We start from the raw sequence: 21,096 nt of genomic DNA, 5'->3' as shown, positions 1-21,096 counted from the left end.
TTAGAAACGGGCTTCATCCCGAAGGGATCAGCCCGTTTCTCGAAGTCATAAAAGGCTATTCCTCCGCCACCGGTACCAGTGTTTCAGACTTCATGATTTCACCCGAGGGCTCGTCATCAGGTTCTTCAATGATCCTGTCCATGAACCAGCACTTAAAGAACGACACCAACTGAATGGCGAAAATGAACAACACGACAAATCCACTCGCGGCCGCCAATGCCTTGACACCGTCGACGCCTTGAACCCCGCCGCCGAAGGCTGCCATAACAATGGCGACAGCGCCAAGGGCTACACCCCAAACCACTTTGACCATCGCAGGTGGTTCGGTGCCGATAGGAACGTCCTTCATACACATTGAACCAATATTGGTCAAAGTCGCATCCGCCGCAGTAATAAAGGAAACCAAAATGACGACTATGTTAAATGGAATAATAATTCTGCCCAGGCCAAACGGCAGGTTGTCGAGGAATGCCCAAAGGGCCGCGACCGCGCCGCCTTCATTGATGACGTTGATGAGATCCACAACACCAGTGGTTTGCATATGAATAGCGCTGCCGCCCCAGACGGAGAACCAGACAATACCAAATATTGATGGAAGAATCCAGTTCACGATCATGTATTCACGAATAGTACGTCCATAGGAAATCATAGCCAGGAAGATGCCGGTAACAGGCGCGAAGCCAACCCAGAATGCCCAGTCGAAAAGCGTCCAATACATGGTCAGCGCTTCACCGCCTATGTCGATAGGATCAAGTCCCCAGCGGAAGAAATTCTGAAGCCATTCCGCAACACCTGCTGTGCCAATTCTAAGAATGTAGACCGTTGGACCCGTGACGAACAGAAGTGCCAAAAGGAAATAATAGAACCATGCGTTCATTTTGCCAAGTCTTGCAAGACCTTTTTCAAGGCCCACATAAGATGAAAACGTGAACATACAGATGATGAAAATACCAATCCCTGCAAACAGCGGAACGCTGGATTCAATACCGTAGGCACCTTTTAAGCCCGACATGACTAAGGTAATACACATGGTAATGCCTGTAGTTATGCCGATGGCAAGACCCAGCATAGCGAGCATATCCACGATGCCGGCAAATAAACCTTTAGTGACCTTCTCTCCAAAAAGCGGCTTCAAGGTGGACGTGACAGCCAGACGCTCCCGCTTATTAAAGTAAATGTAAGCGACTAAGAGTCCGCAGAAGGCATAGATCGCGTAAGGGACAAAAGTCCAGTTATAGAAGGAACGCGCCATGGCAAAGACAGCCGCTTGAGTGGTATTAGGCTCAATCCCCAGTGTATTCAGCTCGCCCCAGACGTTTCCGTAATAGATCAAGGGCTCATTGACACCCCACGTGACAATGCCGGTGGCTACCCCGCCTGTCAGGGTCATGGCGAACCAGGTACCAAAGCTGAATTTAGGCTTGGCGTTTCTCCCACCCAGACGAATGTTGCCATACTTGGAAAACATCATAATCACGGTAAAGACAAACGCGGCCATAATGGTCCACTGGAACAGCCAACCGAAATTGCGCAGAGACCAGAAGAAAAAGTTCATGACACTCGTTGTTAAAAGTTCTTTGTTGACGATGCCTATGACAGCAGCACTGCCAATGACCAAATAGGCCGGCGCGAAAACTTCCCAGCGGATGGCGTTTTTTTCCAGCTTCGTTCCCTGGTTAAACTTTTTATTCCCTTTCGACTCTTGCTTATTGCTCACAGAATTACCTCCCTCACGATCTGAATGCTATGACTCCAATGTGTATTTTTCGAAACTATCGTGGTGTGACAAACGCATGATGCACGGTTAAACAATAAGGCCGAATGAAACTGCTGTTCTTGAATTATATCATCGTTCGCTTCTTTAGTTCATTGGTTCACGCTCCATTTCCGTATGATTTTTCAAGGTTTCTTATTTCTGCAGCATGTGTCTTAGTAATCACTGAGCGCTTCAATAATGCGCTCCGGCGTTGCCGGTAAAACTGACAGCCGAGTCCCGAGGGCGTGATTGATGGCGTTGATGACCGCAGGTGCCGTGGCCACGGAAGAGGATTCTCCAATACTCTTCGCCCCATAGGGTCCTCCCGGTTCTCCCGCCTCTATGAGGATGACCTCCACGGGCGGCATTGAAGGCGCATTGATGACGTGATACTTGGAAAAGCTTTTGTTCTTCACGCTGCCATCTTCGTTCAGAACAATTTCTTCGCAGAGCGCGTAGCCCAGGTTCATCTGGATTCCGCCGTAGATCTGTCCTCTGACGAATTCCGGATTGATGGCTTTTCCAATGTCATGGGCTGCAACGATTTGCTTCACCTGTACAAAGCCCGTCCAGGTATCCACCTCCACTTCAACAAAGTTCGCCCCATAGGAGCCAGGGTTAGCACTGGCCTGATAGTCAAAGCTGACACAAAGGGTTTCTCCAAAGCTTCGATGACATTTCGAAGCCAATGTCGGAAGATCCATAAGGGGTAAGCCGGAAAGATCCGTGATGATGCTGTCTTTGAGCTGTAATGTGACCATCGGCAAATCCAAAAGCTCAGAAGCACGCTTGAGAATTTTTTCTTTCAGCTGCTCGGCACCTTGCCTCGCGGCTTCACCGCAGACAAAGGTCACGCGGCAGGCCTGAGTGCCGGCCGGATCATAGGGCGACCTTAGGGTATCCGCCTCAAGCACTTTGACTTTTTCAAGCACTACACCCAGAGCTTCTGAAATGATCTGGGACGCCACAGTCAGTGTGCCGCACCCAAGGTCATGAAGGGCAGAATTGACCAGGATGGTCCCATCCGGCATTAGGGTCAGCTGAATGGCGGTGAATTCAGGAAATCCGCCAAAATAGCCGTTGCCATGAACAATAGCCGCCATACCGACGCCTGTTCTGTAGCGGCCGCTGCCCGGAGCCTTAAAATATTTTTCTTTCCAGCCAAAGCGCGCAGCGCCCTGCCTCAGGCAGGCTTCAATCTGGACGTTCCCGAGGGCGGGACCACCCATGGGGTCCGCGTCGCTGCCGCTGACAATGTTGGCCAGTCGAAAATCAAGGGGATCGAGTTTAAGTACTCTGGCAGCGTTCTCAATGTTGATTTCCGTGAGCGCATGAATCTGAGGCGAGCCGTAACCTCTGGCCGCGCCGCCTACCGGCGTATTTGTGATGACCGCTCTGGCTCGGTACCGCTGGCTTTCCATTTTGTAGAGCCTGACGGATTTTTTGAGCATGGCCATGGAAACCGCGGCCCCATTGCTGAAATAGGCTCCTGTATCCGTCACGACATCCAGGTCCCGGCCCAGGATTTTACCCTCTTCACTGACAGCAAGCCGGATCCGGCCTCTGACAGAGTTGCGCCTTCTGCTGGAAACTATGCTCTGAGCTCTGTCCATGGTCATGAGCACCGACTTCTTAAGATCATAGGCCAGATAGCCGCACAGCGGTTCGAGAACCGGTTGACTTTTGCCGCCAAAGGAACCGCCTGTGGCCGTTTTGATAATTCTGACCTGGGTCATTGGAAGCCCTGTGATTCTCGACAGCATCATTTGGACTTGAAATGTGATTTGACAAGGTGTTTTAAGGGTCAGGACCCCATCCTCCATAGAAGCCAGACAAACGTGGCATTCTATAGCTGCGTGGTGCTGGGCAGGTGTGGTCACTGTGTCTTCTATTATGTGCGGCGCTTTTGAAAAGACCTGATCAAAGCTTCCGAACTCCTTAACGGTATCAAAAGGCACATTGCCATAGCTGTGAATACCAGGTGTGCTTTCATCCAGCGCGGATTCTATGTCGATCACCGCTGGCCGCGGCTCATAGTCAATCCGAATGCGGCGGGCTGCAGTGATCGCTGCTTCGTCAGTCTCAGCCACAACTATGGCTACCCGGTCGCCGTCATGTTTGGGATCCATGGTCAGCAGCGGTTCGTCCTCCAGGTCGCTCATGTCCATTAGCCAATTGTGTGCGCTATAGAGGACTTTCGGCACATCAGCGGCTGTATAGATTTTTACGACGCCGGGCACTTTAAGGGCTTCTGCTGAATCTATGCTCAAAATTTTCGCGCTTGCCTGATCTGAGGTGACCAGCCGGGCGTACAGCATGCCTGCTGCTGTGTAATCACCTGTATACTTGATTGTTCCGGTAACTTTTTCAAGACCATCCAGCCGAAGGACGGACTGGCCGACAACATTATATTTTATTGTTTCCATCCCATCACCCTCGATACTCTGAAATAGCCTGTTCCACTATAGACACCGCGACCGCCTTCACTGCCGAACGCTTGTAAGCCAGTGAGGCTCTTCCCGGAATTGCCTGTTCAACCTGCTGGACGAATAGTTCAATAAATGCCTCTGTCTTTAGTGCATCCAGCGTCATGCCGGTTAGTCCCTCAGAGACCAGGCTTGAATGGAAGCCTCTCTGCCCAAGTGATCCGAATGCCACTCTGGCCTCTCTGATGACGCCGCCGCTGAAGCTGAAAATCCCGGCGCAATTGACTTTAGCTATGGTCACAGACGCCCGCGAGCCAATCTTACAGTAGCCGCCTGCCTTGCCTAAGTTCCAGGCAGGTATGAGAAATGCCGTCACCACTTCGGTTTCGTCGATCAGGGTTCTTCCAATCCCCGTCACAAACGCCTCGACTTTCATCCTTCTCGTCGCCCCGTTTGCTTTCATCAGCTCGACACTGGCATCCAGGGCGATCAGCGCCGGAATGGTATCCGCGCACTGGGCTGCGTTAGCCACGTTTCCGCCGATGGTCGCCCGATTCCGAATCTGAGTGGACCCCACTTGGGACGCCGCGCAGGATAGAACTTTCGCAGCATGTTGTACCAGCGGTGATTCCCAGAGCTCTGTCATGGTGCACATTGCGCCTATTCGGAGCCCTTCTTCGTTAATGTCACAGCTTTTCAGCGCTTCCATATGGGACAGATCAATAATCAATGCCTCTTCCGGCGGATTGGCTCTCATGCGGATCATGACGTCGGTTCCGCCGGCGACCATGATTTTTTTGCCGGTCCCCTGAAGGGATTCAAGTAAAGCTGCCATATTATCCGGCTGTATGATTTTATTGGCCATGAACCGCTTCCTCCTTCAGAGATTCCACCGCTTTGATGATGGGATGATACCCCGTGCACCGGCAGAGATTGCCTTCTATCGCTTTTATGACCTCTTCCTTGGATGGATCCGGCCGTTGAAGCAGCAGCGCCTTGACCGACATCAGCATACCCGGCGTGCAATAGCCGCACTGGATGGCGCCATTGTTTATAAACGCCTCCTGAAGTCTGTCCAGTTCACCACCCTGCTGGAGCCCTTCCGTCGTCAGCACCTCACACCCGTTGACCTGCACTGCCAGCATGGTGCATGACGTTACCGCCCTCTGATCCACAATAATAGTGCACGCGCCGCACTCGCCTTCGCCGCAGCCTTCCTTGACGCTGGTCAATCCAAGACGGTTGCGCAGCATGTCTATCAGTCTCTCGAGGGGTTCGACCTCAACTTCTCTATTTTCATGATTAATGGTCAGGTTAATTTTCATCTCTGCCTCCCGCTTACCATCCTTGATCCAAAGCCCTAAACTTGAATCAAAGAAGCGATATGTCTTTCTTTTCACAAAATCACTGTATCTTAGTGCCGACTTCAAATCGTCTAATAAATCAAACTATTTTAACTTTTCTGTATTGTTGCCCTACAGGTCATTACCTGAGGTTTTAAAGTAAGTGCTGTTGATCATGATCTTCCCAGCGACTTCGTCATCTCCGAGGCGTTCCAGAATGGCCTCTTTTCTTTCGTTGGGTTCGCATGGATTAACGGTCTTCACCAGACCATCATGGATCATGCTCAGCATTCCATACGGCAGGCCAATGCCCATTTCATAGTCGTGCCATTTGGCTGCATACCTGGTGTTGGAACAAAGGAGGGACACATTCATGTCATTGGTGTCATAGGGCGTCGCGGTGCATTCTGAACAGATCCCGGAGTTGGCAGCAATTTTGATATTCTTTGGTGTTCCCCTGTAGTACACGTAGCTCTGTGTCACGCGCATGGCCTGATAAGGATTGACCAGCATCAATACCACGTCCGGACGGTTCTCAAAAGCCTCCAGCGGCTTGACTACCACCGCTGTTGCCTCATGATCGAGAAATGTAACGTCTTTCTGAACATTTCTTGCCGTCCCCAGGCTGTCATAAATCCCGAAGCTATAATAAATTCTTCCGGAGATGGCCCGGGCATCAGGTTTGACGAGTCCCAGTGCTTTGGCCGAGCCCACACACAGAAAATTGTCCAGATCAGCCTTGAAGCTCTTTCCTTCAGAAGCCATTCTGACCATACTGCAATAGGACATTTTGTACTTTACTCTTGGTGCAGACTCTTCCTCAAAGTCACGCTTGTCGAATATAAATTTCACGCCTACAAGTTTGCGTTCCAGGCCTAAAAGTTTCTCAATTTGAGTGCCAACGTTCCGTTTAAACATTAAATCGCCTCCCTATAGTATTAATATCAGACAGGTGTCTATAAAAAGGCTAAAGAATATTGAAAGGATTTCCGGCATGAGGTGTTGTGAGGTTGGTGACGCGGACAAAGTTGGAGTTGGTGACGCGGACAACTTTCAACTTGGTGACGCGGACAGAGTTGGACTTGGTGACGCGGACGAAAATAAATCCGGTGCCAGAGCTTGCGAAAATCATTCTCAGTTGGGATACGCTTACAAGGAAAAACACCCCCTGAACCAACAGGCCGCCGGCCTGTTGGTTCAGGGGGTGTTTCCTTCTTGGAAGACGGTTCCTGGGAAACCGGCTTCCAAGCTTCGACTGGAGGAAGGCGGTGTCCGGCACCGGCTTCCTACCTTTTTTTACCTTCACCTCACAAACCCCGCCACCAGTGCCAGCAGCACTATGATTGGCGCAGGAACTTTCTTCGTCAGTAAAAGGACAATCGTGACCGCCGACACCAGCAAGTTGTCTAGCTGAAAACCGCTCTTCTGCATGACAATCACCGCGGCCACGGCAATCATGCCGCCCGCGATGGCATTGATCCCCTTCAGGGCAATCTTGATGCCCCGGATCTGCCTTAGGCGCTCCCAGACGGGATAAACGAAGTAGATTAGCAGCAGGCCCGGAAGGAAAATGCCGATGCCGCTCAACACAGCCGCCATCACCTGAGTAAACGTCCCGTAGTTTCTGGCAGCCATGCCGCCCACATAGGCGCTGAAGCTGAACATTGGGCCCGGGAGGCCCTGCACGAGACCGTAACCCGTCAGGAATTCCTGGTTGTTCATATATTGGCGGATGTCCACCATTTCACTGTACATCACCGGCACGACGACCTGTCCGCCGCCGAAAACCAGGTAGCCATATCTATAGAAGCTTTCAAAGAGGTGCACCAAGATATTGTCCCAAGTCAGGGTCAAAATGACACTTCCGAGAGCGATCCCTGCGAATGCCGCCAAATAGCGCCATGGCGGGCTCAGCTTCACGTGGTTCCATACGTTTCTTTCACCTGACGCCAGCACGCTGATGGCGCCGCCGATTAATAGGACCATCGGGAAAATCCAGGGAGATCTGATGAAGTAGGTCGTCACAGCGCCAAAAATCATCAGAATGGCCGTCAGACGATTGGTCACGACCTTCCTGCCTATCTTGAACGCGGCGACAACGATAAAGCCCACCGCCAGCGGGCCAATATACCTAAGGCTGTCAGTCGAAATATTAAGCAAGTCGAGGAATTGATACAAAAATGACAGAATTGTCATCAGCGTTAGTACCGGAAGTGACCAGACCAGCATGGTCAGGAAGCCCAGCATTGGACCGCCCACTTTGTGGCCAACAGCAACTATGGTCTGAGTGCTGGTCGGGCCAGGCAGGATGCTGCACAGCGCGACGAGCTCGATCAGCTCTTCCTCGGTCAAGTGCTTCTTTTTGGTGACCAATTGATCTATAAATACGCCTATATGGGCCTCCGGGCCGCCATAGGCGCCGAGTGAACATACAAAGACGTCTTTGAGAAAGCTGTTCCATTTATGGTTGTTCATAATGCCTCCTTAGTTATAAGGTTTTCTGGTGGCAGCACATCGGTTTAGGATACCCCTTTGCTTGGGAGATTCGTGACCATCGGCAGAAGCTTTTGTCTTTATCACACCAGCTGATCCTGATCGTTGAAGAAGCTCTTGTAGCCAAACTGCAGCAGGAGAATGACCGTCAGCGACACCGCCCCCAGGATGCCCAGCATGATGGCGATCTGGTACATGACCGCCGTGGTGGGCGCTGTCCCGGACAAGATCTGGCCCGTCATCATGCCCGGCAGGGAGATGACGCCCATGCCCAGCATGGCATTGATGGTCGGCATGATCGCCGCGTCAAAGGTGGAGTTAATGATGTCGTGGGTGGCCATCTTTGGGGTCGCCCCCAGGTTTAGCGCTTCCTCCACAAGCTGGCGCTGGGTCGTCATGCCATCCAGCAGGGATTTTACCCCCAGGGAGATGCCCGTCATGGAATTCCCAATCATCATGCCCGCAAGGGGGATGAAGTACTGGGGCTGATACCAGGGATCAATTTGGATCACGACCAGTATAAAGTAGAAAATACAAGAAAAAGTCCCAGCCGCCATGGCGCCTGCAACGGTCTTTTTCAAAGAGGTTGACAGGCGACCCTTGAACTTCTGAAACACTGTCCGGATCGCGTAGGCCACCATGAAGCTGATGATCAGCAGCGTGAGCCATGGGCTGGGCGTTCCAAAGATGAAAGTGAGCGCGTAGCCCGTCAGGATCAGCTGCACCGTCATCCTGAGGGACGCCAGCAGCAGCTCTCGCTCCCTGCGGATCCCCCGTTTGATGAGGATGCCCAGCACTACCAGAACGAAAACATAGGACAGTGCTACCTGCCAAATGGAAAGCTCCATGACACCGCTCATGACCTCGCCCCCCTGTCTTTTATTTTTCCGTCCTCAAGTTCAATGATCTCGTCTGCGAACTGCGCCGCCACCGCCTTGGAATGGGTCACCATGATGATGGACTGCCCGTCCCGGCGCGCCTTTTCCACCACCAGCCTGATGACGGATTCCTCCGTGACGTCGTCCAGCGCCGAGGATGGCTCGTCCAGCAGGAAGACCGCCGGCGCTAGTAAAAATACTCTGGCGATGACTAGCCGCTGCTTCTCCCCACCCGACAAAAGTCGCACCTCAGTCTCCAGCGTTTTATTCAAATGGACCTGCTGCAGCATTTCCAGCATTGCTTTCTCTGACGGCAGCGCTTTATTCTGAAATTTGAAGCCAATCTCCAGGTTGTGTCTGAGGTCGCCATTAAAGATCGCAGGCTGCTGAGAGAGTAGAAGGACCTCACGTCTTAGTTTCACTGACGGGATCTCCTTCAGCTCCGTACCGTTGTAAGTGATGCTCCCCTCTGTAGGTGAAATGGATTTATTGAGGAGCCGGAGTAGCGTGGTCTTTCCGCTGCCGCTGGCCCCTGCTATGACCGTCACGCCCGGCTTGATGCTGAGTTCTGGGATCTCGAGGACTTCTTGATATTTTAAATTTCGAATTTCAAACATGTTAGACCTCCAGGATGCCAATCTCTTTAGTCAGCTCGGTGAGGTAGCGCTTCGCTTCGTTAAGTTCCGACAGACCTTGTTCCGTGGTGACATAGTATTTTCTGATCTTTCCATTGACGTTTTCCTCATAGTGCTCCAGAAGCTGCTCTTCTTCCAAATGGTGCAGGATGGGATAGAGCGTTCCAGGGCTGAGCTTGTACCCATGCTCCGAAAGCTCTTCAATGAGCCAGCTCCCGAACACCGGCGTTTCGCTGGCGTGGTGCAGGATATGGAGGAGGATAAAGCCTTGAAACAGTCTTTTATTGACGTATCCGCTCATAGGGACCTCGCTTTGATTGTGGTATTAGGTGATTTCGCTTTTCAATTTCGTTTTTCGTTATCGTATTTCGATATTATTGTAGCACGAGATTCTTCACTCGTCAACCTATGTAATTTAAGTATGGTGTCTGACACCGAGTTCAATTGAGTGTCTGACACCGAGTTCACTTGAGTGTCTGACACCAAGTTCACTTGAGTGCCTGACACCAAGTTCAACTGAGTGCCTGACACCAAGTTCAACTGAGTGCCTGACACCAAGTTCAACTGAGTGCCTGACACCAAGTTCATTTCAGTGCCAGAGCTTGCGATATCCATTCTCAGTGGGGATACCACCCACTTCCATATCCTTCGTTCCAAAAGAACACAACAAAAAACGCTGCCGATGGTCATTTAAACGACTATCGGCAGCCCTCTTTCCACTATCCTTATCCCACACGCTTTTCCAACTTCCGCCCCAAAGCAATCTCCACATCGTCAAAAATCCTCGTAGCAGCAATGGCATCCTCTTCGAGCGCCAGCTTCGCGTATGCCTCCAGCGCCTTCAAATCTTTCGCGCCATGATGCAGCGCCACAGGACCCTTGATGCACCCGCCCTCACAGGCCATCCCTTCAATGAAGTTGCCTTCCAGACGATTGGCCTTTGCCAGCTTCAAGAGCTTGTCGCAGGCCTTGATGCCATCGCCGGCGACAGCAACGACTTTCACGTCTGAAGCAGGTGTCAATTTCAGCGCCGTGGCCACCACCGCCTTGGACAGGCCCCCTGCACCGGCAAAGATCCGCCCGTAGTAGGAAGCGTTGTTCATCGGCGACTCCGGAAGCTCTTCAAGGCGGATCTCCCGGGCATCCAGTAATGAAATCAATTCCTCAAAGGTCATCACATAATCCGTGATCCCTGCGAGCTCTGGCAGCGCCTTTTCTGCCTTCTTGGCAATACACGGGCCTATGAACACCGTCACTGCAGCCGGATCCACCGCTTTGATGAGCTTCGACGCCGCAATCATGGGGGACACGGTCCCAGAGACATTTTCAAGAACCTGAGGATGCTTCTTGTGAATAAAGTCCACAAAAGCCGGGCAGCAAGAACTCGTCATATACCGGTGGTGCTCCAAATGACTAAGGAGCTCCCCAGCCTCATGCACCGCCACCAGATCCGCGCCCAGGGCTGCCTCTACCACATCTCTGAATCCCAGACGCTTAATGCCGGTGATGATCTGCCCAAGATTCGCATAGTTAAACTGGGACGCGAACGCCGGGGCAATGACCGCATAAACCTGCGGCGCGCCGGGCTGCCGAGCGGCCATCAGCTTTCGAATAATGGGCACAATTTCAGATTTGTCCTGAATTGCTCCAAAGGGACAGTTATACACGCAAGCCCCGCACTGGATGCATTTCTTATAATCGATCACCGCTTTTTTCTGAGCATTGATGGAAAGCGCCTCCACCGGGCAAGCCTTCATACAGGGGCGCAGAGTGTCTACAATGGCGTTGTAGGGGCACGCCGACTGGCAGCGCCCGCATTCCACGCACTTGCTTTCATCGATCATCGCCTTGCCTTGGAGCACCTGAATCGCGCCAACCGGACAGGCCGCCTGGCAGCGGTGGGCAAGACAGCCCCGGCAGGATTCTGTCACCTTGTAGCGGCTGACAGGACACTGATCGCAGGCCGCATCCAGGACTTCGACAACCCCCGGGATCGCCGGCGTGCCACCCATGGCCATTTTGATCCGCTCCTTGGTCACAGCCCGCTCATGATGGATACAGCACCTGAATCTGGGTTCCGGCCCCGGATTCACAACATTAGGGATCCGCACATAAAGTGCCTCCAGCTGATCCTGAAAGGTCAGCCTGGCGACCTCTTTCAAAACTTCATATTTGACGAGCTGCACTTGATTCTCAAAGGTTCTCACAACGACCACCTCATTTTCAAACATTTTCCAAACCACTTCCAAACAATCTTTACGTATTCATTTTTAAAAATCCATCTTTACAAATCTTTCATTCACTCTTCCAGCACTCTCCAACCACACTCCAACCACTCTTCAACCACACCCCAACCAATCTCTAAAATCCTCACACATACTGAATCATCACAATCTTCCCTATCTTCCTAAGGGTCGCAATGATCCTGTCCAAAATATTCTGCTTGATGCTCAGCTCAAATGGAAAATCCGGATTCTGGTGGGCGGGATTAATGGCCTTCCCAATCCAAAACTCAATATGCGTACTGTCATTGATCAGCAGGTTCAGAAGCAGCGTAGCCGCGTCCGGCTTCCCAAAGGATATAATCTGCCCGGCGGCGTAGTCCTCCAGCCTTTCTGACACCCGCTTCAGCGTCAGGACGCCCTCCGTCACCAGATCAATGCCTTTGATGTGGGCGATCGGCGGAATGGACGGCTCATAATAATCCATCTCGCACCGCAGCTCGCGGTTCAGCTCCCGGGCCATCAAATTGGCCGCCGTCCCGCCGCAGACCACCCGCTTTACCGACCCCTGAACAAAGCGCGCCGCCACCTCATGATCCTGCTCTCTTTGCACCGGCGGCCCAGAAAACAACCGAGTGACCTTGGGCTCCACCAGCATGAGGGTAGCCACGCTGGTATCATCCCCGGGCAGGCCGCCGTATAAGTTGTTGCAGGTCTCAATCAAGGTTTTCGAGATCAGCTCCGCGGATTTGGGCTGCTGGCGGTTCAGGAACGCCGCAATGTGCGGCCACTCCCACCCGTGGTTGAGCATGGTCCCCACGCCCGCGTGGACCGCTCCATCGCTGACAATAGTCAAATAATCCCCAATTCCCAGCTCAAGCTCCGAGATCCGGACCTCCTTGTCACCGTAAGTCTCATAGGTGCTGATATACGGGGTGATCCGCCCATTACTGCAGAAGAACACCGGCGGATTGTGGTACTCAATGAGCCGGCAGCGGCCGTCGTTTTTCAGGTGAACCATGCAAAAAGTCGAGTACGCCACCTTTCTGACGCTGCACACTGGCAGAGTCTGCATGATGGTGTCAATGGTCTCCTCCAGAGACTCCCCGTGCCGCAGCATGGTCATGGCGATTTTGACCGTCAGCGTCGCCAGGATGTTGGCTTTGACGCCGCTTCCGAGACCATCGGCCATCACAAAGAAGACTTCGTCTTCGGACTTGAAGAGGTCCGCCTGATCGCCGCAGAGCTCCTCGCCCTTCTTGTTCAGCGCGTGAATGGCCACGTCTATGTAGGTTTCCGTTTTCCCCATCTCAATAGCCCTCATCCATCATCACGATCTCCTTCAGCCGGTTGAGATTGACCTTCGTCTCCGCGGTCGTCTCCCCCAGCAGGCTGGCAATCTCCTGGGCCACGCGCATCTGCTTGTTGATGACCTCCTGGCAGGCCACCAGCGTCTTCTCCTTCACAGCAGCCAGCTCCTGGCGGCTCTTCTCGAAGGCGGTCATGTCCGTCATGATCCCCAGGATAAACCGCTCCGTATAAATAGCATTGCAGTACAATACTTTGCCGATGGTCTCAAGATGTTCCCTCTGCCCAAAAATGCTCTTCTCCGTCCTGACGCACTCGCTGAAAAACGCGCCATCCAGGAACGCCACCACCGGCACCTCCTTAAGGGAATGCTTTTCCATATCGAAGGTCTTGGCAAAGGTAGGATTGTACTCCAAAATGTTCAGCTGGTGATCCAGAACGCACACCAGATTGGGCGTGTTCTCAAACAACGCCATGCTGAGACTTTCAGCCTTTGAGCGCAAGTAAGGCAGGCACATCTGAGGCTTTGACATCTCATTGTAAACGGCTATGGCCTTGCTGACACAGGTTTCATAGCCACAGGCACCGCAGTTGAGATGATCCTTCTCGCTGAATTTGTCAATTTTGCGGAGGATCTCATTCACTTCTTCCTTGGAAGGCTTTTTCAGCTGCACCACATGGGCTTCAAAGTCATGCTTGAAGGATAAATCTGCGGAGCTTTCGCAAAGCAGCTGATCCAGCTCCCGATGGTCCGCATGGGCTTTCAGGTAATCCAGCATCCGGTCTTTGCGCTGGAAGAACTTCAGCCCGTCGTGGGGCATATCCGGACCGTTGATGCAGCTGCCGCTGCAGATATTCATTTCTATGCAGTAATTTTTGATGCCGCCTATTTTAAGGGTTTCCAGCAGATCTTTGCAGCGGTCAATGCCGTCCGCGCGGATCATTCTGTACCCGCTGTGAATAGGCGTCTGGCGGTCGTTCTTAAAGAGGCTCCCGCCCATGGGATAGGCCATGCCTCGAATGGTGGCCTTTTCATCAAAGACTCCCGGCGGCAGCTGTCTGTAAGAGATCCCCTCGTCTGCCAGCCACTCTGCCAGTTCGTTGAAAGTCAGCACCGCATCTATGTAGGGCATTTCCTCTGCTTCCGCTTTTTTGGCCAGGCACGGTCCAATAAACACGGTGTAGCAGTCCGGACCAAACTTTTCTTTCAGCATTTTCCCATGGGCAATCATGGGCGAAACCACCGGCAGCATGGCGTCCAGAAGTTCGGGATAATATTGCTGGACCAGGTAGTTCGCGGACGGACAACAGGTGGTCAGGACATTCTCCGACCCCATGGTTTCCAGCATGGCTTCATAATTTCTGGAGACCAGTTCCGCAGCGACACCCGTCTCCTCCACCCAAGTCACACCCAGAGTCCTGAGCGCGGTGATGATCCTCTTGGGATCCTGATCCTCAAAGGCCGCAGCAAAGGATGGCGCAAGGGAGACGGCAATTTTTCGACCAAGATGGATTTGCTTCTTGATCTTGTGCCGGTCATTTTGGATGGTCAACGCGCTTTGGGGACAGCTGGCCTGACACAGCCCGCACTTGATGCAGAGGCTGTTGATGATGTCGCGGCTGTGGTCGGTGAACTTGATGGCCTTGGTGGGACAGACGCGCAGGCATTTGTAGCATTCGTCGCACTTATGATGATCAAACTCTATGAATTTCACGCTGAGTCACCCCTTTGACACGGTTTTCGAAAAAGCGAATCACCTCTTCAGGATGCAGCGGTTCCACAGGATTTTCGTCGACCTGAATCGAAACCGCGCCGGAGCAGGCGCCAAGGCAAAAGGACGATTTGAGGATGACCTGATCCTCCAGCCCCTCCGCCTCAATTAGTCCCTTCAGGGTCTGGATCACTTTGTAGGAGCCTTTCAGGTGACAGGCGCTTCCTATGCAGACTTGAATTATCATAATGACCTCCTTAAGTCGGTTGTGGCGTCAATATTGGTGTGAAACACTATCTGGTATACAGTATACTATTTTGTTATTATTTTAACAACAAAGACTTCTTTTTTGTCTTTTTTATTTAATAATTTGCTTATTTCAAGCATATAATTCATCTCAAAAGCATCTCTTCATTCTCGAAATGCTTTAAATAACTATGTTTGTATTTTAAAAATCAATACCTGATCGATTTGGTGTTTTTGTTAATATTTTAACCAATTTTGACGAAAATTGGACAGATGTTGTAAGTACCGTGACCATCGGCAACCCGTTTTTAGCCATTTTAAACCAAAAAAGTTTGCCGATGGTCACCCCATTCCCCCCTCACCCCAGTTGTGATATAATATTTAACCAACAACCCTACTAAATGAGGTGAATCCCATGAGTATACAAGAACGTGCCCACGCGTCGAAAAAGGCGTCGATCCGCCTGGCGGCCCTGGACGGCGAGACCAAGAACAACGCTCTGGAGGCCATTGCGATTAAACTCGAGGCCAGAAAGACCGAAATCATTGCGGCGAACCGCGAGGACTGCGCCCGCGTCGCGGCGGAAAGCCCGGACACCCCGCTGCTGAAGCGCCTGCGCTTTGAGGATGAGAAGCTGGCGGAAGTCACCGAAGGCATCCGCAGCCTGATGAAGCTTCCTGAGCCCGTCGGCCAGACCAAACTCGCCACGCAGCTGGACAATGGCCTCGACCTTTACCGGATCAGCTGCCCAATTGGCGTCATTGGCGTCATTTTCGAGTCCCGGCCGGATGCCCTGGTTCAGATTTCCAGCCTCTGCCTCAAGAGCGGCAACGCCGTGCTCCTGAAGGGCGGCTCCGAAGCGGCCAACACCAACCGGATCCTGGCGCAGATCATCTCCGAGGCCAGCGTGGAAGCCGGCTTGCCGGAGGGCTGGATCCAGCTCATCGAGACCCGCGCGGACGTGAGCGAGATGCTGAAGCTCAGCGACGACATTGATCTGCTGATCCCGCGCGGCTCCAACGACTTCGTCAAGTACATCATGGACAACTCCAGCATCCCGGTGCTTGGCCATGCCGATGGTGTCTGCCACATCTACCTTCACTCGGATGCAGACGAGGCAAAAATGCTCCCAATCCTCGTCGACGCGAAGACCCAGTATGTTGCGGCCTGCAACACCATGGAGACCTTGCTCGTCCATGAAAGTGTGGCGGCGCGTCTGCTGCCTGAGATTCAGGCGGCTATGGAAGCCAAGAACGTGGCACTGGTCGGCTGTGATCAGACCCGAAAGATCATTTCTGTTGGCGAAGCCACTGAAAAGGACTGGCGGACGGAGTATGTGGACTATAAGCTCTCCATCAAAGTCGTGTCCAGCCTCGAAGACGCCATTGAGCACATCAACACCTATGGCTCCGGCCACACCGACGCCATTCTCACTGAGGATGAGGCTGCGGCCAAGACCTTCATGACGCTGGTCGATTCCGCGAATGTGTTCTGGAACTGCTCCACCCGCTTCAGCGATGGATTCCGCTACGGCTTCGGCGCCGAGGTGGGCATCAGCACCAGCAAAATTCACGCCAGAGGCCCGGTAGGCCTGGACGGTCTGATGATTTATAAGTATAAATTGATCGGTCACGGCCAAACCGTAGGGGAGTTTGCGTCTGGCAAGCTGACTTATACACATGAGGCTTTGAATAAGGACTGCCCGCTTTAGGCGGAAATGGATGGATTTAGATGGAAAATGTTAACAGCCCGCTGTCATGGAACTTGACAGCGGGCTGTTTTTTTATTGGAAGAAGGACATTGGTGACGCGGACAGAAATGAACTTGGTGACGCGGACAGGATTTGATTTGGTGCCAGAGCTTGCGAAATTAATTATTAATTTCAGAGTGTAAGGTATAGAATTTTGGGATGAAAAATGACCATCGGCATATAAGTCTTACAGCACTGTGAAAAGCTGTAAAAACATTCTGCCGATGGTCATATCAACTTCCAACTCATAATCTTTTGCCATGCCTCAGATTTAATCCTCGGGCTGGTCATCTGATGTCTTCCAGAATAAAACCTTCTATTTAAGGAAATACAGCAGAACTATCAGTGTCACCTTCAATTTCAATAGTTTTCTCCAGCAAACCCAAGTACAGCTTTTCCGCCATCTCGCCGAATTTCTCCGTGGATAGCGAGGCTGCAACCTGGCGGCCTCTGACCGCAAGCGACTCCGCGTATTCCGGATCCAACAGAACGCTTTCAAGACACTTTGTCAGCTCTTCAGAGGTCTTGAAAAGCCTGCCCGACACGCCATCTCTGATCAAATCGGCCACATTGTCATCCTCATAGACGACTACCGGCACCTGACAAGCCATAGCCTCCAGGATAGTCAACCCTTGGGTTTCGGTTTTGGAGGCGCTTACGAAAACATCGGCAAGGCTGTAGTAGTAAGGCACCTCTTCCCACGGCACGCGACCGACAAACTGCACGTGGCGCTCCAGCCCCTTATCCCGCGCCAAACGCTGCAGCGGCGCCATATAAGGACCGTCTCCCACGACCAGCAGCCTGACGTCTCCAGTCCGTGCGGACAGCGCCTCCATTTGAGCAATAATTACATCCACGCTCTTTTCCTCAGAAACGCGCCCAAGTGACAGAACGACCTTGGTCGAATCCGCAAGCCCCAGTCTTTGACGCAGCGCCGCCAGATGTGGATCAACCTTCTCGTAGCTCGGAAATTTTGCCAGGTCAATCCCCGTTGGGAGTATATGAATACTATTCTTAATCCCGTAGCTCCGCAGCGCTTTTTCAGTTTTAAGGGACGGCACGACGACCGCGTCATAGCGCCTGACATACCGTTTGCTTGAGTGGCGCATAAATCGCTTGACCAGCCCGCGTCCGCGCTTGATCCGCAGAATATAGTTGGTATAGTCTTCATACATGGTATGGTAGGTGTGCAGCATAGGAATCTTCAGGCGACTGGCCACGAACTGCCCAAAGAGACCAATGGTAAACTCCGTATGGGTGTGGATCACGTCCAGCTGCAGATCCCTGATGCACTGGTAATCCTGGTAGAACAGCGGCAACGCCATTCTGAAATCCATCAGCTTGAACTTGGGGATCGCTTTGATTCTTATGACACCATCGCTTGATTTCTTATAGCCCGGCACCTGCACGGTGACAATGGTCACATTATGCCCCCGCCGAATGAGTTCTTCACGAAGGGTCATGACCGAGGTGACGACACCGTTGATCTGCGGATAATAACAATCTGTAAAAATTCCAATGTTCATTTTTACCACTCCAGCTTGGGATTGACGACCAGCAGCTTCTCACGAGCGTCCGCGCTTCAGCTTGCGTGGGACGTCGCTCCGAACTCTGACTTTAAATATTATTTTATCATACCTTTCTAACTTGCGGTAAAGAACAGTTTTACACACCGGAATGCTTCAAAATAATATGCCCACAGTCAAGACACAGACTGTGGGCATTCCTATGAATACATTATCTCAGTTTATCCTTTTTAAAGCTCCAGCAGGTACTCATTACCTAAAAATGAAACGTACAACATAGCGTTCTTATTTCCTATTTCACAGCCGCCTCAAACACATTCTCCGCGTTTGTCTCTGTGGCAAAAAAGGACGCCAGCACACTAATCGTAACCACTACAATCAGAATCAAGAACGCTTTGTCATAGCCAACCTGCGGCGTCGCGCTGTAGGTGTCGAGAATTCTACCCATAAATACCGGAACAATGGCCGCCCCTGCAAAGCCAATGCAGTTCACTACACCTGTCGCAATGCCTGACAGCCGCCTGTCGTTGACTTCGTTGGCAATGGTCCACGTCATGGTGAAGTTGGTGATCGCAAAGCCGTGCAGGAACAAGAACACAGGCAGGATTGCCACAGGGATTCCAACGTAAACAAACAACAGCCATCCAATCAGCGAAACAACGCTCAGCACGACCAGCACCGGCTTTCTTCTCTTGATTCGGTCGGAGACGTACCCAATAACCATGGCGCCCACTGCAGACCCCGCGACCGCGGCAATGATCATATTCGCAGCCTGAACCCGCTCCAGCCCGTAGGATTCCATGAGGTATGGCACGCCAAACTGCCCCAGGAGTACAATGTAGCCTACGTACATACCTATGTTAACGATCGAGACCGTCCAGGTTCTCGGATTGGACAAAACAGACTTCAATGCTGGCAGCACTTTGACATCAGACTTTGCTGATGGTCTTCCTTCAAGCTCATCCATCCCCGGCAGCCCCATCTCAGTCGGGTCATCCTTGACGAAGGCTTTAGTCAGACCGGCGAAAAACAGCATCATAATCCCAAGTGCGACGAAGGTCGTACGCCATCCCAATACCCCGGTCGCGTATACCAGCGGCGTTTGAGCCATGAGGGCGCCTGTGTTGGCAGCCAGTCCAACGAAACCGATCATCAGCGCAAAGTTCCTGGAATAGAACCAGCGGGACTGGATTTTAATGAGACAAATGAATATGACGGAGACGCCAATTCCCACGATAAATCTTCCGAGGTACGCCATTTCCAAGGTTGGCGCCAACCCGAAAATCACCGATCCAACTGCGGCCAGAATCGAAAACCACATCGCCGTCTTTCGCGGGCCAATCTTGTCTGCCAAAATGCCAGATGGGATCTGCATGATGAAGTAAGCATAAAAATACATTGATCCGATAGTCGCGAACTGAGCGGCACCAATTCCAAAGGTCTCCTGCAGCTCGGCCTTGACAACGCCCGTTGCCATTCTGTGAAAGGTAACGAAAATATACGTGAGCGCCAAGATGGTCCACACTACCCATCTGTATCTTTCGAGTTTCTTGACTTCCGGTCGGTCCAGAACATAGCCCTGATTGTTTTGCAACACTTTCGATCAGCCTCCGCTTTCTCTTGGTTTTAGTTATTATAAAATATCACATGAGGGCGGAGGCTTTCAACGTAAGAATATTTCGAATTTTAATAACTATTTTGATAAATATGAAAATAATTTCACTTTACCAAATGAGACTATTTTTTACATTTGTAAAGGCAATAGAGCTGGGGAAGGGCAAAAGACCATCGGCTTATCACATATAAGCGCAGTGTAAAATGTTAATAACTGTAATAAAAGTTGACACCAGGTAATTTATAAGCTATAGTTAACATAACGGCATTCACAAGAGGCGCGTGCTGTATTATATGGATAGTCATATCAAGCCACTTTACACAAAGTGGCTTTTGTTATCTTTAAGTGTTCCATTTATATCTAACAATGCTTATATTTTACATTTAATAAAGGGGTGATCTCATGGGTGATAAGAATCCAAACAAACAGAAAAAGAAGAAAAAGGAAGTCGAAAAGGTACAGGTGCTTGAACCGGAAACAACTGTCGTTAAGAACATCGTAAAGAGACGTTCGTAATGACGTCATGGACTTCAAACCAGCGGTTTCAATTACCGCCTTCACTAGTCTCAACCTATGAAATGGAGCGATGCGCATTATGAAACCTCATCAGAGGCTCTACAAGCCGGAAACAAAGGAACTCTTATGGCTAGAAAGCTAAATCGCGGAGAAACCCCAAGAATGGCAGTTAAAGCACAGGCATTCAAAAAAAAGAACCGCCTCCGTGCGCTTCTCTCTGTTTGCTTAGTCGCAGCGGGGATCGGACTGATTGGGTTCGCGCTTGCTAAACTTGACATGCTGCCATTTGGTAAAGCAGCAGCAGAAGAAGATGTGTCGGTCACACAGGATTTGTTTATCCAGGACCGAGTTCCGTACCTGGCACGATTCTCGGAACGATAACGTTAAACAATTTTGAAAAGCTTGCAATCATTCAATTTCATCAAAAACAACTTCTTCAATTTCGTTCTGCGTACCAGGTACATTTTAAAGAAGTTCGTTTCTGCCCACACCCTCATTATAGCTACAATCCCTCGGATTTCGTTCCGCTCCACAATACTATTTCCGGAAAGCTGCGCCTCTATAGAATCCCCCGTTTTAACCTGCTTGGGCAGGCGTTCCTGAATTGCCTGCCGTACCCGTTCCAGTTCAAAGCGGAACTCGCGCGGCGTCATTCTGACCGCGCCGCTCC

The 21,096-nt window shown here is 51.5% G+C and carries 20 protein-coding genes; 2 read left to right on the top strand and 18 right to left on the bottom strand.

The features are described from left to right. Positions 1 to 55 precede the first annotated feature (55 nt). The 15 genes from OEL90_RS09270 to OEL90_RS09200 form a co-directional block, all read right to left on the bottom strand. Positions 56 to 1,717: a BCCT family transporter gene (locus OEL90_RS09270; protein WP_291400555.1), complete on the bottom strand. Its 1,662-nt coding sequence runs from the start codon at positions 1,715 to 1,717 to the stop codon at positions 56 to 58. 212 nt (positions 1,718 to 1,929) lie between these two features. Next, positions 1,930 to 4,182 carry a xanthine dehydrogenase family protein molybdopterin-binding subunit gene (locus OEL90_RS09265; RefSeq protein ID WP_291400557.1) on the bottom strand — a complete coding sequence of 751 codons (2,253 nt, stop codon included), beginning with the start codon at positions 4,180 to 4,182 and terminating at the stop codon, positions 1,930 to 1,932. A 4-nt stretch (positions 4,183 to 4,186) separates the two neighbouring features. Then, positions 4,187 to 5,047, bottom strand: a complete 861-nt coding sequence (locus tag OEL90_RS09260) for an FAD binding domain-containing protein (RefSeq protein WP_291400559.1) — start codon at positions 5,045 to 5,047, stop codon at positions 4,187 to 4,189. After that, positions 5,037 to 5,507, bottom strand: a complete 471-nt coding sequence (locus tag OEL90_RS09255; protein WP_291400561.1) for a (2Fe-2S)-binding protein — start codon at positions 5,505 to 5,507, stop codon at positions 5,037 to 5,039. Before OEL90_RS09255 ends, OEL90_RS09260 begins: the two co-directional genes overlap by 11 nt. 150 nt (positions 5,508 to 5,657) lie before the next feature. Continuing rightward, a complete protein-coding gene (locus tag OEL90_RS09250) occupies positions 5,658 to 6,443 on the bottom strand; it encodes a DUF169 domain-containing protein (RefSeq protein WP_291400563.1) in 786 nt (261 codons plus the stop codon). 49 nt (positions 6,444 to 6,492) lie between these two features. Continuing rightward, entirely contained in the window at positions 6,493 to 6,831 is a 339-nt protein-coding gene (locus OEL90_RS09245; protein WP_291400564.1) for a hypothetical protein, read from the bottom strand. After that, positions 6,828 to 8,000, bottom strand: a complete 1,173-nt coding sequence (chrA, locus tag OEL90_RS09240) for a chromate efflux transporter (RefSeq protein ID WP_291400566.1) — start codon at positions 7,998 to 8,000, stop codon at positions 6,828 to 6,830. Before chrA ends, OEL90_RS09245 begins: the two co-directional genes overlap by 4 nt. 101 nt (positions 8,001 to 8,101) lie before the next feature. Next, complete coding sequence (locus OEL90_RS09235; RefSeq protein ID WP_291400568.1) at positions 8,102 to 8,878, bottom strand: ABC transporter permease; 777 nt, start codon at positions 8,876 to 8,878, stop codon at positions 8,102 to 8,104. Beyond that, positions 8,875 to 9,513 carry an ABC transporter ATP-binding protein gene (locus tag OEL90_RS09230; protein ID WP_291400570.1) on the bottom strand — a complete coding sequence of 213 codons (639 nt, stop codon included), beginning with the start codon at positions 9,511 to 9,513 and terminating at the stop codon, positions 8,875 to 8,877. The genes OEL90_RS09235 and OEL90_RS09230 overlap by 4 nt, the downstream gene beginning before the upstream one ends. Before the next feature lies 1 nt (position 9,514). Further along, positions 9,515 to 9,832 carry a PadR family transcriptional regulator gene (locus OEL90_RS09225; RefSeq protein ID WP_291400572.1) on the bottom strand — a complete coding sequence of 106 codons (318 nt, stop codon included), beginning with the start codon at positions 9,830 to 9,832 and terminating at the stop codon, positions 9,515 to 9,517. 424 nt (positions 9,833 to 10,256) lie between these two features. After that, complete coding sequence (locus OEL90_RS09220; protein ID WP_291400574.1) at positions 10,257 to 11,762, bottom strand: 4Fe-4S dicluster domain-containing protein; 1,506 nt, start codon at positions 11,760 to 11,762, stop codon at positions 10,257 to 10,259. Between the two features lie 139 nt (positions 11,763 to 11,901). Beyond that, on the bottom strand, positions 11,902 to 13,062 hold the full coding sequence (locus tag OEL90_RS09215) for a SpoIIE family protein phosphatase (protein ID WP_291400576.1): 1,161 nt from the start codon (positions 13,060 to 13,062) through the stop codon (positions 11,902 to 11,904). A gap of 1 nt (position 13,063) precedes the next feature. Beyond that, positions 13,064 to 14,776 carry a [Fe-Fe] hydrogenase large subunit C-terminal domain-containing protein gene (locus OEL90_RS15145; RefSeq protein ID WP_291400578.1) on the bottom strand — a complete coding sequence of 571 codons (1,713 nt, stop codon included), beginning with the start codon at positions 14,774 to 14,776 and terminating at the stop codon, positions 13,064 to 13,066. Further along, positions 14,757 to 15,020, bottom strand: a complete 264-nt coding sequence (locus OEL90_RS09205; RefSeq protein ID WP_291400580.1) for a (2Fe-2S) ferredoxin domain-containing protein — start codon at positions 15,018 to 15,020, stop codon at positions 14,757 to 14,759. The genes OEL90_RS15145 and OEL90_RS09205 overlap by 20 nt, the downstream gene beginning before the upstream one ends. 201 nt (positions 15,021 to 15,221) lie before the next feature. Then, complete coding sequence (locus tag OEL90_RS09200) at positions 15,222 to 15,365, bottom strand: hypothetical protein (protein ID WP_291400583.1); 144 nt, start codon at positions 15,363 to 15,365, stop codon at positions 15,222 to 15,224. A gap of 69 nt (positions 15,366 to 15,434) precedes the next feature. On the opposite strand from OEL90_RS09200, the gene OEL90_RS09195 reads away from it, so the two are divergent. Next, positions 15,435 to 16,730: a glutamate-5-semialdehyde dehydrogenase gene (locus OEL90_RS09195; protein WP_291400585.1), complete on the top strand. Its 1,296-nt coding sequence runs from the start codon at positions 15,435 to 15,437 to the stop codon at positions 16,728 to 16,730. 359 nt (positions 16,731 to 17,089) lie between these two features. On the opposite strand, the gene OEL90_RS09190 is transcribed toward OEL90_RS09195, so the two are convergent. Together OEL90_RS09190 and OEL90_RS09185 are read right to left on the bottom strand one after the other, a co-directional pair. Further along, entirely contained in the window at positions 17,090 to 18,295 is a 1,206-nt protein-coding gene (locus tag OEL90_RS09190) for a glycosyltransferase family 4 protein (protein ID WP_291400587.1), read from the bottom strand. 292 nt (positions 18,296 to 18,587) lie between these two features. Next, positions 18,588 to 19,892, bottom strand: coding sequence for an MFS transporter (locus OEL90_RS09185; protein ID WP_291400588.1), 1,305 nt, complete (start codon positions 19,890 to 19,892; stop codon positions 18,588 to 18,590). Positions 19,893 to 20,588: 696 nt separating this feature from the next. Here OEL90_RS09185 and OEL90_RS09180 point away from each other — a divergent pair. Further along, entirely contained in the window at positions 20,589 to 20,807 is a 219-nt protein-coding gene (locus OEL90_RS09180; protein ID WP_291400590.1) for a hypothetical protein, read from the top strand. 2 nt (positions 20,808 to 20,809) lie between these two features. Here OEL90_RS09180 and OEL90_RS09175 read toward each other — a convergent pair. Next, positions 20,810 to 21,096: hypothetical protein (locus OEL90_RS09175; protein WP_300688121.1), on the bottom strand; the 287-nt coding region annotated here is incomplete at its 5' end.

The sequence above is a fragment of the Acidaminobacter sp. genome (assembly GCF_030247605.1).
Classification (GTDB): Bacteria; Bacillota; Clostridia; order Peptostreptococcales; family Acidaminobacteraceae; genus Acidaminobacter.
Note: the sequence above shows the minus strand (reverse complement) of the source record. Positions and strands in the feature narration are given on the sequence as shown.